At 75.5% G+C, this 14,096-nt stretch carries 14 protein-coding genes; 11 read left to right on the top strand and 3 right to left on the bottom strand.

Annotated elements, in window-relative coordinates; all coding sequences use genetic code 11:
• The first annotated feature begins 317 nt into the window (after nucleotides 1-317).
• The 8 genes from FB586_RS15165 to FB586_RS15195 are packed head-to-tail and all read left to right on the top strand — an operon-like array spanning nucleotide 318 to nucleotide 7,759.
• The gene (locus tag FB586_RS15165; protein ID WP_136520136.1) at nucleotides 318-1,979 is read left to right on the top strand and encodes a nitrite/sulfite reductase; all 1,662 of its coding nucleotides are present in this window, start codon (nucleotides 318-320) and stop codon (nucleotides 1,977-1,979) included.
• Nucleotides 1,976-2,137: a hypothetical protein gene (locus FB586_RS19485; protein WP_168800573.1), complete on the top strand. Its 162-nt coding sequence runs from the start codon at nucleotides 1,976-1,978 to the stop codon at nucleotides 2,135-2,137. The genes FB586_RS15165 and FB586_RS19485 overlap by 4 nt, the downstream gene beginning before the upstream one ends.
• The gene (locus FB586_RS15170) at nucleotides 2,134-2,853 is read left to right on the top strand and encodes a phosphoadenylyl-sulfate reductase (RefSeq protein ID WP_136520137.1); all 720 of its coding nucleotides are present in this window, start codon (nucleotides 2,134-2,136) and stop codon (nucleotides 2,851-2,853) included. The genes FB586_RS19485 and FB586_RS15170 overlap by 4 nt, the downstream gene beginning before the upstream one ends.
• On the top strand, nucleotides 2,850-3,791 hold the full coding sequence (gene cysD, locus FB586_RS15175; protein WP_136520138.1) for a sulfate adenylyltransferase subunit CysD: 942 nt from the start codon (nucleotides 2,850-2,852) through the stop codon (nucleotides 3,789-3,791). The genes FB586_RS15170 and cysD overlap by 4 nt, the downstream gene beginning before the upstream one ends.
• Nucleotides 3,791-5,230, top strand: coding sequence for a sulfate adenylyltransferase subunit 1 (locus FB586_RS15180; RefSeq protein ID WP_136520139.1), 1,440 nt, complete (start codon nucleotides 3,791-3,793; stop codon nucleotides 5,228-5,230). The genes cysD and FB586_RS15180 overlap by 1 nt, the downstream gene beginning before the upstream one ends.
• Nucleotides 5,227-6,435 carry a uroporphyrinogen-III C-methyltransferase gene (gene cobA / locus FB586_RS15185; RefSeq protein ID WP_136520140.1) on the top strand — a complete coding sequence of 403 codons (1,209 nt, stop codon included), beginning with the start codon at nucleotides 5,227-5,229 and terminating at the stop codon, nucleotides 6,433-6,435. Before FB586_RS15180 ends, cobA begins: the two co-directional genes overlap by 4 nt.
• Before the next feature lie 5 nt (nucleotides 6,436-6,440).
• A complete protein-coding gene (locus FB586_RS15190; protein ID WP_246036793.1) occupies nucleotides 6,441-7,277 on the top strand; it encodes a dihydrofolate reductase family protein in 837 nt (278 codons plus the stop codon).
• Nucleotides 7,274-7,759: a hypothetical protein gene (locus FB586_RS15195; protein WP_136520141.1), complete on the top strand. Its 486-nt coding sequence runs from the start codon at nucleotides 7,274-7,276 to the stop codon at nucleotides 7,757-7,759. The genes FB586_RS15190 and FB586_RS15195 overlap by 4 nt, the downstream gene beginning before the upstream one ends.
• A gap of 81 nt (nucleotides 7,760-7,840) precedes the next feature.
• Here the strand turns inward: FB586_RS15195 and cuyB are convergent, their stop codons facing one another.
• From cuyB to gnd, 3 genes are read right to left on the bottom strand one after another with little or no spacing between them, the layout of a single operon-like run.
• Complete coding sequence (cuyB, locus tag FB586_RS15200; RefSeq protein WP_136520142.1) at nucleotides 7,841-8,557, bottom strand: cysteate racemase; 717 nt, start codon at nucleotides 8,555-8,557, stop codon at nucleotides 7,841-7,843.
• Nucleotides 8,554-9,828 (bottom strand): carboxylate--amine ligase, encoded by a 1,275-nt coding sequence (locus tag FB586_RS15205; protein ID WP_136520143.1) that lies wholly within the window; start codon nucleotides 9,826-9,828, stop codon nucleotides 8,554-8,556. The genes cuyB and FB586_RS15205 overlap by 4 nt, the downstream gene beginning before the upstream one ends.
• Nucleotides 9,825-11,279 (bottom strand): NADP-dependent phosphogluconate dehydrogenase, encoded by a 1,455-nt coding sequence (gene gnd, locus FB586_RS15210; RefSeq protein WP_136520144.1) that lies wholly within the window; start codon nucleotides 11,277-11,279, stop codon nucleotides 9,825-9,827. Before gnd ends, FB586_RS15205 begins: the two co-directional genes overlap by 4 nt.
• Nucleotides 11,280-11,441: 162 nt before the next feature.
• Between gnd and FB586_RS15215 the strand changes: the two genes are divergently transcribed.
• From FB586_RS15215 to FB586_RS15225, 3 genes are all read left to right on the top strand, one after another.
• Entirely contained in the window at nucleotides 11,442-12,023 is a 582-nt protein-coding gene (locus tag FB586_RS15215; RefSeq protein ID WP_136520145.1) for a DUF3000 domain-containing protein, read from the top strand.
• A gap of 147 nt (nucleotides 12,024-12,170) precedes the next feature.
• Nucleotides 12,171-12,701 carry a helix-turn-helix transcriptional regulator gene (locus tag FB586_RS15220; protein ID WP_246036794.1) on the top strand — a complete coding sequence of 177 codons (531 nt, stop codon included), beginning with the start codon at nucleotides 12,171-12,173 and terminating at the stop codon, nucleotides 12,699-12,701.
• An 82-nt stretch (nucleotides 12,702-12,783) separates the two neighbouring features.
• Nucleotides 12,784-14,046, top strand: a complete 1,263-nt coding sequence (locus tag FB586_RS15225) for an HRDC domain-containing protein (RefSeq protein ID WP_136520146.1) — start codon at nucleotides 12,784-12,786, stop codon at nucleotides 14,044-14,046.
• Nucleotides 14,047-14,096 lie beyond the last annotated feature (50 nt).

Here is a 14,096-nt window from a genome sequence, read left to right on the forward strand (position 1 = left end):
GCGGCGGGCGCGACGCGACGGTGCCGCCCCGTGCGCCCGGACGCTCGTCCACCTGTCGAACACGCGTCTCGTCATCCGGACGGATGGTGCCGAGTCACGCGGACGCGTGACACTCTCGTCCGGTGATCTTCCACGGGACCTCCCTCACGTGTCGGTGCTGTCGCGCCGTCGCGGTCCCGTGTGCGTGCTGTCCGCGGAACCGCTGACCCCGCCCCGTCCCTTCCTGCACGGGCGCGTGGTCGCCGTCCGTGCACACGACACCCCCGTCGTGCGGATGCGCGAGCACGCCCCGAGATCCCCCCGAAAGGTGGCGCCCCGTGGCGCAGACACCCGTCGTGGCACCCCCCAAGCGACCCGAGGGCCAGTGGGCGTTCGGTGAGCGCGAGCCGCTGAACGCCAACGAGAAGTTCAAGCTCGAGGACGACGGCCTCAACGTGCGGCACCGCATCGAGACCGTCTACGCCCGCGAGGGCTTTGCCTCGATCCCCGGCGAGGACCTCCGGGGCCGCATGCGCTGGTGGGGGCTGTACACGCAGCGCAAGCCCGGCATCGACGGCGGCAAGACCGCCACGCTCGAGCCGCACGAGCTCGACGACGAGTACTTCATGCTCCGGGTCCGCTGCGACGGCGGCGCCCTCTCGGTCCCGCAGCTGCGGGCGATCGCCGACGTGTCGACCACGTTCGGCCGCGGCACCGCCGACATCACCGACCGCCAGAACATCCAGCTGCACTGGGTGCGCATCGAGGACGTGCCGGAGATCTGGCGTCGCCTGGAGGCGGTGGGCCTGAGCACGCAGGAGGCGTGCGGGGACACGCCGCGCGTCGTGCTCGGCTCCCCCGTCGCCGGCGTCGCGAAGGACGAGATCATCGACGGCACCCCGGCCGTCGAGGAGATCACGCGCCGCTTCATCGGCGACCCCGCGTTCTCCAACCTGCCGCGCAAGTTCAAGACCGCCATCAGCGGCTCGCCGCACCACGACGTGGCGCACGAGATCAACGACGTGTCGTTCGTCGGCGTGGTGCACCCCGAGCTCGGCCCCGGCTTCGACCTGTGGGTCGGCGGGGCGCTGTCGACCAACCCGAAGCTCGCCGTGCGGCTGGGCGCGTTCGTCACGCTCGAGCAGGTGCCCGAGGTGTGGGCCGGCGTGACCGGGATCTTCCGGGACTACGGCTACCGCCGGCTGCGCAACCGCGCGCGGCTGAAGTTCCTCGTCGCGGACTGGGGCGCCGAGGTCTTCCGCGACGTGCTCGAGCGCGAGTACCTCGGGTACACCCTGCCCGACGGGCCCGAGCCGCCCCCGCCCCCGTCGGGCCGGCGGGACCACGTCGGCGTGCACGAGCAGGTCGACGGCCTGCGGTACGTGGGCGCCGCGCCCACGGTGGGCCGGGTCTCCGGGCCGCTGCTCGCCCAGGTCGCCGACCTCGCGGCGGCGGCGGGATCCGACCGCGTCCGGCTCACCGTCGAGCAGAAGCTCGTCGTGCTCGACGTGCTGCCCGAGCGCGTGGACGCGCTGGTCGAGGGCCTCGAGGCGATCGGGCTGCGCGTCCGCGCCGCCTCGACGTTCCGGCGCGGGACGATGGCCTGCACGGGCATCGAGTTCTGCAAGCTGGCGATCGTCGAGACCAAGGCCCGGGCCGCCGCGCTGGTCGACGAGCTCGAGCGGCGGATGCCGGACTTCGAGCAGCCGATCACGATCAACCTCAACGGCTGCCCGAACTCCTGCGCACGGATCCAGGTCGCCGACATCGGCCTCAAGGGCGTGCTCGCACCGGACGGGTCCGACGCCTACCAGGTGCACCTCGGCGGCGGGCTGGGCCTCACGAGCGGTCTCGGGCGCACGCTGCGCGGCCTGCGCGTGCCGGCGGCCGAGCTGCCGGACTACGTCGAGCGCGTGACGCGCCGGTACGACGAGCAGCGGTTCGACGGCGAGCTCTTCGCCGAGTGGGCGCACCGGGCGGACGAGGAGGACCTGCGATGAGCGGCGACGGCTTCGGGCAGCGGGCGGTTCCCTACTACTGCCCGTTCTGCGCCGGCGAGGACCTGTTCCCCGCCGGGGAGCGGCACGGCGAGTGGGAGTGCCGCGAGTGCCGGCGCGCGTTCGCGCTGCGGTTCGTCGGTCTGGTGGGCGCGCGGTGAACGCCGTCGCCGGCCCCCTGACCGGGGTCGCTCCCGACGAGCTGCGCGCCCTCGCCGAGCAGGCCGGGCGCGACCTGGAGGGCGCGCACCCCGGCGAGATCCTGCGGTGGGCCGCGGACCGGTTCGGCCCCGACCTGGTCGTCGCGTCGTCGATGGGCGACGAGGTGCTCGTCGACCTCGCCGCGAAGACGGTGCCGGGCATCGACGTGATCTTCCTCGACACCGGCTACCACTTCGCGGAGACCATCGGCACGCGCGACTACTACGCCGACTTCACCGACGTCCGGCTGCGGACCGTCCTGCCGCTGCTCACCGTCGAGCAGCAGGACGCCGCGCACGGGCCCCGGCTGCACGAGCGCGACCCGAACCTGTGCTGCGCGCTGCGCAAGGTCGAGCCGCTCGAGCGGGGCCTCGCGCCGTACACGGCGTGGGTCACCGGGATGCGCCGCGAGGACGCCCCGACGCGGTCCGACATCGCTGTCGTGGGCTGGGACGCCAAGCGGTCGAAGGTGAAGCTCAACCCCCTCGCGGCGTGGACGCAGGACGACGTCGACGCGTACGTCGCCGAGCACCACGTCGTCCTCAACCCCCTGCGCGAGGCCGGCTACGCCTCCATCGGCTGCGCCCCTTGCACGCGTCCCGTCGCCCCGGGCGAGGACGCGCGCGCCGGGCGCTGGGCAGGCACGAACAAGACGGAATGCGGGCTGCACACATGACGACGAGCACCACGACCCTGCCCGGCGCGGCCACGGCGGCACCGGCGCGCCTGACCCAGCTCGACGCGCTGGAGTCCGAGGCGATCCACGTCATGCGGGAGGTCGCCGGCGAGTTCGAGCGTCCCGTGCTGCTGTTCTCCGGCGGCAAGGACTCGATCGTGATGCTGCACCTGGCCCGCAAGGCGTTCTGGCCGGCTCCCGTGCCGTTCCCCGTCATGCACGTCGACACGGGGCACAACTTCCCCGAGGTCATCGCGTACCGGGACGCCACCGTCGCCGAGCACGGGCTGCGCCTGGTCGTCGCGAGCGTGCAGGACGCCATCGACGACGGCCGCGTGGTGGAGACCCCCGGCGGCTCGCGCAACCCGCTGCAGACGGTGCCGCTCCTCGACGCCATCACGCAGCACCGGTTCGACGCCGTGTTCGGCGGCGGGCGCCGCGACGAGGAGAAGGCGCGCGCCAAGGAGCGGATGTTCTCCCTGCGCGACGAGTTCGGGCAGTGGGACCCGCGCCGGCAGCGGCCCGAGCTGTGGGACCTGTACAACGGCCGGCACAAGCCCGGCGAGCACGTGCGCGTGTTCCCGCTGTCGAACTGGACCGAGCTCGACGTGTGGCGGTACATCGAGCGCGAGGGGATCCCGCTCCCGGAGATCTACTACGCGCACGAGCGGGACGTGTTCGCGCGCGACGGGATGTGGCTGACCGCCGGCGACTGGGGCGGCCCGCGCCCCGACGAGGTGGTCGAGCGCCGCGTCGTGCGCTACCGCACCGTCGGCGACATGAGCTGCACGGGGGCCGTCGACTCGCACGCCGCGACGGTGGCCGACGTCATCGCCGAGGTCGCGTCGAGCCGGCTGACCGAGCGCGGGGCGACCCGCGCGGACGACCGGGCCTCCGAGGCCGCCATGGAGGACCGCAAGCGCGAGGGGTACTTCTGATGGGCACCCAGACCACGACCGACCTCCCCGCGGCGGGCGGCGCCGCCGACCACGCGCAGCGCGACCTGCTGCGCCTGGCCACCGCCGGCTCGGTCGACGACGGCAAGAGCACGCTCATCGGACGCCTGCTGTACGACACGAAGTCCGTGCTGGCCGACCAGCTGTCCGCGGTCGAGCGCGCGACCCGGGCGCGCGGCGGCGACGGCACGGCGGTCGACCTCGCCCTGCTCACCGACGGCCTGCGCGCCGAGCGCGAGCAGGGCATCACGATCGACGTCGCCTACCGGTACTTCTCCACCGCCCGCCGCGCGTTCGTGCTCGCCGACACACCGGGGCACGTGCAGTACACGCGGAACATGGTCACGGGCGCCTCGACAGCCGAGCTCGCGATCGTCCTCGTTGACGCGCGCAAGGGCGTGCTCGAGCAGACGCGCCGGCACGCCGCGCTCACGGCGCTGCTCGGCGTCCCGCACGTCGTGCTCGCGGTGAACAAGATGGACCTCGTGGGCTTCGACCAGGCGACGTTCACCGCGATCGCGCGGGAGTTCGCCGACTACGCGCACGTGCTCGGGCTGCCGGACGTGCACGCCGTGCCGCTGTCCGCGCTCGACGGCGACAACGTCGTGCTGCGCTCGGACCGCACGCCCTGGTACGACGGCCCGACGCTGCTCGAGCTGCTCGAGCAGGTGCCGGTCGGCCGCGACGCGGCCGCGGAGCCCCTGCGGCTGCCGGTGCAGTACGTCATCCGCCCGCGCACGCCCGACCACCCGGACTACCGCGGGTACGCCGGCAAGGTCGCGTCGGGTCTGGTGCGGGTCGGCGACGAGCTGCGCGTCCTCCCGTCCGGCCGGACGAGCCGCGTGGTCGGCATCGACACCTTCGACGGGCCCCTCACGCAGGCGGAGGCACCGCGGTCGGTCACGGTGCGGCTCGCGGACGACCTCGACGTGTCGCGGGGCGACGTGCTCGTGCCCGCGCAGGAGCACGTGCGCACGGGCCAGGACCTCGTCGGGACGGTCTGCTGGCTCACCGAGCGTCGCTCCGTCGCCGGGGCGCGGGTGCTCGTGCGGACCGGTACCCGCACCGTGCGGGCGCTGCTGCGCGAGGTCGACGCCCGCCTCGACGTCGACACCCTCACCGTCGAGCAGTGGGACCCGGTCGACACGGTGCGCACGATCGACGCCACGGACACGTCGTCCGACGCCGCGCCGCGCTCGCTCGGCCTCAACGCCATCGGGCGCGTCCGCGTGCGGCTCGCCGAGCCCGTCGTCCTCGACGACTACGCGACGCACCGGCGCACGGGCGGGTTCCTGCTCGTCGACCCCGCGGACGGCAGCACGCTGGCCGCCGGGATGGTGGGCCCGACGCTGCTCGACCGGCTGGCGCCCGTCCGTGCGGACGAGCGGGACGACGACTGGCTGGCGGGGGCCGGCATATGACCGCCCGGCACCCGCTGCTGCTCGACGTCACCGGGCGCCGCGTCGTCGTGGTCGGCGGCGGTCCCGTCGCCGCCCGCCGCGCCCGTGGCCTGCTCACCGACGGCGCCGACGTCCACGTCGTCGCGCCCGCGCTGTGCGAGGAGCTGGCCGAGCTCGCGGGTGCCGGTGCCATCGGCTGGGAGGCGCGCGAGTACGCGCCGGGCGACCTCGACGGTGCGTGGCTCGTGCACACGGCCACCGGCGACCGCCGCACCGACGACACGGTCGCGGCCGACGCGGAGGCCGCGCGGACGTGGTGCGTGCGCGCCGACGACGCCGCCGCGTCGACGGCGTGGACGCCGGCCGTGGCCCGCGCGGGCGACGTCACGGTGGCGGTGACCGCGGGCGGCGACCCCCGCCGCGCGGTCGCGCTGCGCGGAGCCCTCCAGGGCCTGCTCGACGCGGGCGCGCTGCCCGTCCGGCGGCACAGGCCCGGACCGGGGCGTGTGACGCTCGTCGGCGGCGGCCCCGGCGACCCGGGTCTCATCACGACCCGTGGTCGACGCGCGCTCGCCGAGGCCGACGTCGTGGTGGTCGACCGCCTCGCGCCGCGCGCGCTGCTCGACGAGCTCGAGGCCGGGGTGGAGGTCGTCGAGGCGGGCAAGGCCCCGCACGCGCACACCCTCACCCAGGACGAGATCAACCGGCTGCTCGTGGAGCGCGCGCAGGCCGGGCAGCGCGTCGTCCGGCTCAAGGGCGGCGACCCGTTCGTGCTCGGGCGCGGCGGCGAGGAGCTGCAGGCGTGCCGCGACGCCGGCGTCGAGGTCGAGGTCGTACCCGGCGTGACCAGTGCGATCGCCGTGCCCGCGGCCGCGGGCGTCCCCGTGACCCACCGGCACGTGGCCCGGCAGGTGACGATCGTCTCGGCCCACGACGCCGAGACCGACTGGGAGACCCTGGCCCGGCTGCGGGGCACGCTCGTGCTGCTCATGGGCGTCGCGCGCCTGGGCGACCACATGGACCGCCTGCTCGCGCACGGTCTGGCCGGCCAGACCCCCGTGGCCGTCGTCGAGAACGGCACGCTGCCGGGGCAGCGGACCACCCTCGGCACGGCCGCCGACATCGCGGCCCGCGCCCGGGCGGTCGGGGTGCAGAACCCCGCGGTCGTCGTCGTCGGCCACGTGGCGTCGCTCGCCGAGGTGCTCGGGCCGCAGCCCCTAGCCTGAACCGCGTGCTGCCCGCCCCCGCCTACGACCTGCTGCTCCCCCACGACCGGGCCGGCGTGCTGCCGGTGCGCGAGGGCGAGCCGGACCTGCTCGCCCTGTTCGCGGACGCCGAGGACCCGGCCGGTCCGTACGTGCGCGCCAACATGGTCGGGACGCTCGACGGCGCCGGCGTGGGACCCGACGGCCGGTCCGCGTCGATCAGCAGCCCGGCGGACCGCCGGATGTTCCGCGTGCTGCGCGCGCTCGCGGACGTCGTGCTCGTCGGCGCGGGGACCGTCCGCGTCGAGGGGTACCGCGAGCTGCCGGTGGCCGAGCACCTCCGCGACGCACGCGCCGCGCTCGGCCGGGCACCGCGGATCGCACTGGCGGTCGTGACACGTCGCGGTGCGGTGCCGCCCGACGTACGCCCCGGCGGCCTCCCGCCGTTCGTCGTCACGGGACGGGACGGGCGGGACGCGGCGACCGCCGCGGTCGGCGCGGACCGCGTGCTGGCGGTCCCCGAGCGCGACGGCGCCCTCGACCTCGCCGCCGGGCTCGGCGCCCTCGCGGACCGAGGGCTGCCGCACGTGCTCACGGAGGGCGGCCCGACGCTCCTGGGCGACCTGCTGACGGCGGGGCTCGTCGACGAGCTGTGCCTGACGACGACGCCCCTGCTCGCCGGGCCCGCCGCACCCGGCCTCCTGGACGGGGAGGCACGGCTGGCGTCGCCGGCGGGTGCCCGGCTGCGGCACCTGCTGCACGCGGACGGCACGCTGCTCGCCCGGTGGGACCTGCGGGGCCCGGCAGCCGGCGGTGCGACGTCCGGCGAGGTCAGCGCCCCGCCCGTAGGCTCGGGCGCGTGACCGACACGATCCTGGTCCTCACCGAGGACACGCTCGCCGACGCCGACGTCCGCCACATCCTCGCGCTGCACGAGGAGGAGCAGCTCGCCTACCGGGTGCTCGTCCCCGCCGACACCGAACGGCCCCTCGTGCCGTGGATCGTCGACGCGCTCAGCCTCGGCGAGCTGCGCGAGGCGTGGGACCGCGCTCTCGGCAAGGAGCCGAGCCGCGCGCAGGCGCGCGCGACCGCGCAGGAGCAGGTCGACGGCAGCGTCGCCGCGTTCCGCGCCGCCGGCCGGGACGCCACCGGCCAGATCACCGACGACGACCCGCTGCCGGCCCTGCGTACCGCGGTCGCGGCGGGCGACGTCCGGGAGGTCGTCGTCGTCACCTACCCGCACCTGGTCGAGGACACGTTCCACACGGACTGGGCGTCGCGCGCCCGCGACGAGCTGCACGTGCCCGTGCTGCACCTGTACAGCGGGACGAGCGAGCTCGGCTGACGCCACCGGGACGCGACGGAGGGCGGGACCCGCGGGTCCCGCCCTCCGTCGCGTCCGCCCTGGCGACGCGGACGTCGCCGGTCAGCCGGCGTCGCCGCGCAGCCGTCGCCCCGACCGCACGACGGTGCGGCGCGCGAGCACGTCGAGCGAGTCGACGAACAGCGGGTCGGCGAGCAGGTCGTGCTGGAGGGCCACCACGGACAGCTCGGTGCACCCGAGCACGACGACGTCCGCCCCGCGCTCGGCCAGCCGCCCGGCGACGGCGCGCAGGCCGTCGACGTCGGCCGGGCGCCCGGCCTTCACCTGGTCGTAGATGATCGACATGACGCGGGCCTGCTCGTCCGCCTCCGGCTCGACCACGGCCAGCCCGCGCTCCGCGGCCGCCCGCTGGTAGACGCCGGACGCGAGGGTGCCGCTCGTCACGAGCAGGCCGACGGCGGACGCACCGGGGCGCGCGGCGACCTCGTCGACGGTCTCGTCGACGATGCTCAGCACCGGGATCCGGACGGCGGCGGCGACCTCCTCCGTGAAGTGGTGCGCCGTGTTGCACGGCACGACGACGAAGTCGACGCCGAGCGCCTCGAGCCGGCGCGCGTCGGCGGCCATGACCGGCCCGGGGTCGTCGGGCGAGTCGCCGAGGATGTACGCGGTGCGGTCGGGGATGGACGCGTGCTGCAGCACCACCATGTCGACGTGGTCCTGGTCCCGCCCGGCGTCGGTGTGCCGCACGACGAGGTCGAGGAAGCTCACCGTCGCCGCGGGGCCCACGCCGCCGATCACCCCGACCTCGCCGCTCACGCCTGCGCCCCCCGCGCCGGCCACGGGTGGTACCGGCGGTACTTGCGGACCTGGTTCGCCTGGGCGGCGGCGAGGTACGCGAGACGCCGGGGGTGGGTCTCGGCCGAGTACCACAGCGGGTTCGTCACCTGGCCGGACCGCTGCAGGCCGCGGACCTGCGCCCGGACGGCGGGGTCGGTGACGTAGCGCAGCAGGAGCGCCATGGGCAGCACCGTGTACAGGTGGGGCGACGTGAGGTGGTCCGCCGCGCCGTCCGGCAGCGGGTCCAGCCCCTGCACGTGCTCGCGCACGTAGAGCTCGGCCGTGTTGCGCCCGCCCGCGGTGATGTAGAAGTTCGACCGCCCGAGCCGGGGGTTGAGCTCGAAGAACACCGTCCGCCCGTCGCGCGGGTCGTACTTCAGGTCGAAGTTGGCGTACCCGCGCCAGCCGAGGTGCTCGAGCAGACGGGTCGCCTGGGCGACGATCTCCTCGTCGTGCCCCGTGACGATGCCGGCGGGGTTCCCGAGCGCACCGGGCGTGTGCTCCTCGAGCAGCACGTGGCCGAACGCGGAGAACCGGACCTTGCCGTCGAGGTCGACGTAGCACGTGAGGATCCGCATGCCCGAGTCGTCACCGGGGATGAGGTCCTGCACGACGAAGCGACCCTGGTACCCGGAGACGCGCACGCGCTCGAGCAGGTCCGCCAGGTCGGCCGGCGAGTCGACCGTGAAGACCTTCTTCTTCCCCGGGAACTCGACGAGGTGGTACGCCGCGGTGTCGGCCGCCTTGGCGATGACCGGGAAGCGCAGCGCGGAGGTGTCGGGCGTCCCGCCCGCCTGCACGTCGTGCACGACGGTGGCCGGGTGGTCGATGCCCAGCTCGACGCACAGCTCGCCGAACAGCACCTTGTCCGTGACGCGGTCGAGTGTCGCGACGTCGACGTACGGGATCGTGTACAGGTCCTCGAGCTCGGCCCGGTTCTCCACGATCGTGCGCACGAGCCAGTCGGCGCTGCCGAGCAGCACCCGGGACCGGCCCGGGTGCTGCTCGGCGATCGCCCGCAGCCGCGCCACGACCGTGGGGGCGTCGTCGATGCCGGGCTCGACGACCGCGTCGAGGATCCGCGAGTGGCGGGTCAGGCCGGTCGACACCGACGGCAGGACCACCGAACGGACGCCGTACGCCTCGTGGAACGTCCGCGCGAGGCTGTAGGCGCCGATGTCGCCGCCCAGGATCACGGGCAGCAGGTCCGGCACCGGGACCTGCGCCCCCGTGGGACGCGCCGCGCTCACTCGGCCGTCTCGGACCGGTCGCCCGACCACTCGGTGTGGAACACGCCCTCGCGGTCCACCCGGCGGTACGTGTGCGCGCCGAAGAAGTCGCGCTGCGCCTGGATGAGGTTCGCCGGCAGGCGCTCGGCGCGCACCCCGTCGTAGTAGGCAAGCGAGGACGAGAACGCGGGCGTGGGCACACCGTGCGTCGCGGCGGCGGCGACGACGCGCCGCCACGCGGCGACGCCGTTCGCGACCGCGGACGTGAAGTACGGGTCGGCGAGCAGCAGCGGCAGGTCCGCGTCCCGCTCGTACGCCTGCGTGATCCGGTCGAGGAAGCGCGCGCGGATGATGCAGCCGCCGCGCCAGATGCGGGCCATCGCGCCGCGGTCGATGTCCCAGCCGAACTCGCGCGAGGCCGCGGCGATCTGGTCGAAGCCCTGCGAGTACGCGACGACCTTCGAGGCGTACAGCGCCAGGCGCACGTCCTCGATGAACTGCCCCGGCTCGGGCACGTGCCAGGCGACCGTGTCGGCGGGCAGCACGCCCCGCGCGGCGGCGCGCTGCGGGGCCGAGCCGGACAGCGCGCGGGCGAACGTCGCCTCGGCGATGCCGGTGATCGGCACGCCGAGGTCGAGCGCGTTCTGCACGGTCCAGCGGCCGGTGCCCTTCTGCTCGGCGGCATCGGCGACGACGTCCACGAACGCCCGGCCGGTCGACGCGTCGACGTGCTGCAGCACGTCGGCGGTGATCTCGATGAGGAAGGACTCGAGGTCGCCGGTGTTCCACGCCTCGAAGACCTCGCCGATCTCCTTCGCGGAGGCGCCGAGCCCCTGCCGCAGCAGGTCGTACGCCTCGGCGATGAGCTGCATGTCGGCGTACTCGATGCCGTTGTGCACCATCTTCACGAAGTGGCCGGCGCCGCCGGGGCCGACATACGTGCAGCACGGCACGCCGTCCACCTTCGCCGAGATCGCCTCGAGGATCGGGCCGAGGGACTCGTAGGACTCGCGCGTGCCGCCCGGCATGATCGACGGGCCGTTGAGCGCCCCCTCCTCGCCGCCGGAGACGCCGGTGCCGACGAAGTGCAGCCCGACCGCCCGCAGCGCCGCCTCGCGCCGGACCGTGTCGGGGAAGTGCGCGTTGCCGGCGTCGACCACGATGTCGCCGGGCTCGAGCAGCGGCACGAGCTCGTCGATGACGGCGTCCGTCGGGGCACCCGCCTTGACCATGACGACGACCTTGCGCGGGCGCTCGAGCGCGGCGACGAAGTCGGCCAGCGTCTCGGCCGGCACGAACGTGCCCTCGTCGCCGTGGTCGGCGACGAGCGAGTGCATGCGCGCGGGGGTCCGGTTGTGCACGGCGACCGTGTAGCCGTGGCGCGCGAAGTTCCGCGCGAGGTTGCGGCCCATCACCGCCAGTCCGGTCACACCGATCTGCGCGGTGCCCTGGTCAGACGCGGGGACAGACATCACGGGACTCCTTCGACGCGAGGGTGCACCCGCGCCCGCCGGGTGACCCGGCGCCGGGGCGCGGACGTGCGGTGACGGGAGCCGAGACTAGTCGGACGAACGGCACCGGCCCTGCGGCGTGCCGGACGTCGAGACGCGCACGCCCGCCCTACTCTCACCGGCGTGACCCCCGCTGGACCCGACGACGTGCCCGCCGAGTTCGTCCGGGCGCTCCGCTCGCTGCGCGCCGTGCCCGTGCGACCCGAGGTCGTCCTCGACGAGGTGCCCGGCCCCGCCCGCATCGCGCCGTACTCCGCGGCGCTGACCGCCGAGGTCCGCACGGCCCGCCGCTCGGTGGCGGCCGAGGACCTCGCGTCCGGGCGGTTCGTCGTCCTCTACGACCCGCAGGGCCAGGAGGCGTGGGAGGGCTCGTTCCGGCTCGTCACGCTCGTGCGCGCGTCGCTCGAGGCGGAGGTGGGGGCGGATCCGCTGCTCGCGGAGGTGGCGTGGACCTGGTTCGGCGACGCCCTCGCCGCGGCGGGCGTGCCGGCGCACGCCGCCGGCGGCACGGTGACGCGGGTGCTGTCGCAGAGCTTCGGCGCGCTCGAGCGGCGCGACGAGCAGACCGAGCTCGAGATCCGCGCGTCCTGGACGGCGTGGGACGAGGACCTCGCACCGCACCTGACGGCGTGGACGACGCTGCTGTGCACCGCCGCGGGGCTGCCGCCCCTGCCCGAGGGCGTCGTCCCGCTCCCCCGCCGCTGAGCACCGCCGTCGCCCGTCCGGGGGATGGACGCTCACCCCGGTCAGAACGCCCCAGACCGGGACCGACCGGCGCCGGATCGACCCGCCGGCGGTGCCGACGGTGACGGACGCCTCAAGTGGACCGGGGGTGCTGCCGATCCTCCGGACGTGACCATCGAGCCCCTGCGACGCGACGTCCGCGAGATCTCGGCCCGGCGCGCGCCCGGCGCGGCCCAGGTCCCCTCCGTGCGCCGGCCCGCGCAGGCGGCGCCGGCCCGCAACCCGATGTGCGTCGTCGTGACGCAGATCGGCGACGGCGAGGGCGAGGTGCTCGTGCGCACGCTGCGTCGTCGCGGTGCCGCCCGCGTGGTCGTGCTCGCCCGTCGCGCCGGCCGCGCGGAGCTGCGCACCCTCCTGGCCGGTGGCCTGCGCGGCGGCGTCGCCGCCGGGACCGACGTCGCGCCGCCCGCACGTCCGACGCCCCCGCCCGCGCCCGTCCCCGTCGCCGACCTGTCGGCCCGGGAGCTCAGCGTGCTGGCGCGCGTGGCCGAGGGGCGCACCAACCGCCTCATCGGCGAGGAGCTCGGCCTGTCCGCGCTCACGGTGAAGAGCCACCTCGCGCGCATCTCCCGCAAGCTCGGCACGGGCGACCGGGCCGAGCTCGTGGCGATCGCGATCCGCAACCGCCTCATCGACTGAGGGCGCCGCGGTGACGCACGCCGCACGCGGTGCGGTGCGCCGCTGCACGGAGGTGCACGTCCCGTCGCCTACGGTGGTCGCCATGGACCCCGTCACGTCCCCCGACGCCCCGGGTCCGGACGACGCGGCGCCGGACCCGGACGCTCCCGCCGTCGTCCCCCTGCTCGAGCCCGCCGAGGGCGTCCCGCCCGTGGTGGACACGCCCGAGGCGCTCGCCGCGGTGGTCGAGGCCTTCGGCGCCGGGACCGGGCCGGTGGCGGTCGACGCCGAGCGCGCGTCCGGCTACCGCTACGGCCAGCGCACGTACCTCGTGCAGCTGCGGCGCGAGGAGGCCGGGACGGCGCTCATCGACCCGGTCGCGCTGCCGGACCTGTCGGCGCTGTCCGACGCGCTCGTCGGCGTGGAGTGGGTCCTGCACGCCGCGTCGCAGGACCTGCCGGGGCTCGTCGAGCAGGGCATGCGCCCGAGCCGCGTCTTCGACACCGAGCTCGCGGCGCGCCTGCTGGGGATGGAGCGCGTGGGGCTGGCCGCCGTCGTGGCCGACACGCTCGGGCTCGGCCTGGCCAAGGAGCACTCGGCCGTCGACTGGTCGACGCGACCCCTGCCCGCGGAGTGGCTGCGCTACGCCGCGCTCGACGTCGAGGTCCTCGTCGAGGTGCGCCAGGTGCTCGCCGAGCGGCTCGCGGCGGCCGGCAAGGCCGAGTGGGCGCGCCAGGAGTTCGAGGCCGTGCGGCTGGCTCCCCCGCCCGCGCCGCGCACCGACCCGTGGCGCCGGGTGTCCGGTCTGCACACGCTGCGCGACCCGCGCCGCCTGGCGGTCGTGCGCGAGCTGTACGCGACGCGCGACAAGAACGCGCGCGAGCGGGACATCTCCCCCGGCCGCGTCCTGCCCGACGCGGCGATCGTCGCCGCCGCCCAGGCGCTGCCGCGCACCGTCGGCCAGCTCGTCGCGCTGCCCGCCTTCGCGGGCAAGGGCACGCGCCGGCGCGCCGCGCTGTGGCAGTCCGCGATCGACCGCGCGATGGCGCTGCCGGAGACGGCCCTGCCGTCGCCGCGGGGCCCGTCGAGCGACGGCCCGCCGCCGCCGCGCGCGTGGGCCGACCGCGACCCGGCCGCCGCGCGACGCCTGGCCGCCGCGCGCGCCGTGGTGGCCGACCTGTCCGAGCACTGGTCCGTCCCGGTCGAGAACCTGCTCCAGCCCGACCTCCTGCGTCGCCTCGCGTGGTCCCCGCCTGAGCCGGCCGACGCGGACGCGATCGCGGCCGCCCTGCGCGCCGGCGGTGCGCGGGAGTGGCAGGTCGAGCTCGTCGCCGGTCGGTTCGCGGAGGCGTTCGCGGCCTCCTGACCTCGGCACCGACCGTCCGGACGCCACTGTTACCCTTGAGTAACTTCGCG

It is taken from the genome of Cellulomonas telluris (assembly GCF_004886325.1).
Taxonomy (GTDB): Bacteria; Actinomycetota; Actinomycetes; order Actinomycetales; family Cellulomonadaceae; genus Cellulomonas; species Cellulomonas telluris.

Coding starts and splice junctions, on each gene's coding strand:
- FB586_RS19485 (WP_168800573.1), top strand. CDS start 1,976: ATGAGCGGCGACGGCTTCGGGCAGCGGGCGGTTCCCTACTACTGCCCG.
- cysD (WP_136520138.1), top strand. CDS start 2,850: ATGACGACGAGCACCACGACCCTGCCCGGCGCGGCCACGGCGGCACCG.
- FB586_RS15180 (WP_136520139.1), top strand. CDS start 3,791: ATGGGCACCCAGACCACGACCGACCTCCCCGCGGCGGGCGGCGCCGCC.
- cobA (WP_136520140.1), top strand. CDS start 5,227: ATGACCGCCCGGCACCCGCTGCTGCTCGACGTCACCGGGCGCCGCGTC.
- gnd (WP_136520144.1), bottom strand. CDS start 11,279: ATGTCTGTCCCCGCGTCTGACCAGGGCACCGCGCAGATCGGTGTGACC.
- FB586_RS15225 (WP_136520146.1), top strand. CDS start 12,784: ATGGACCCCGTCACGTCCCCCGACGCCCCGGGTCCGGACGACGCGGCG.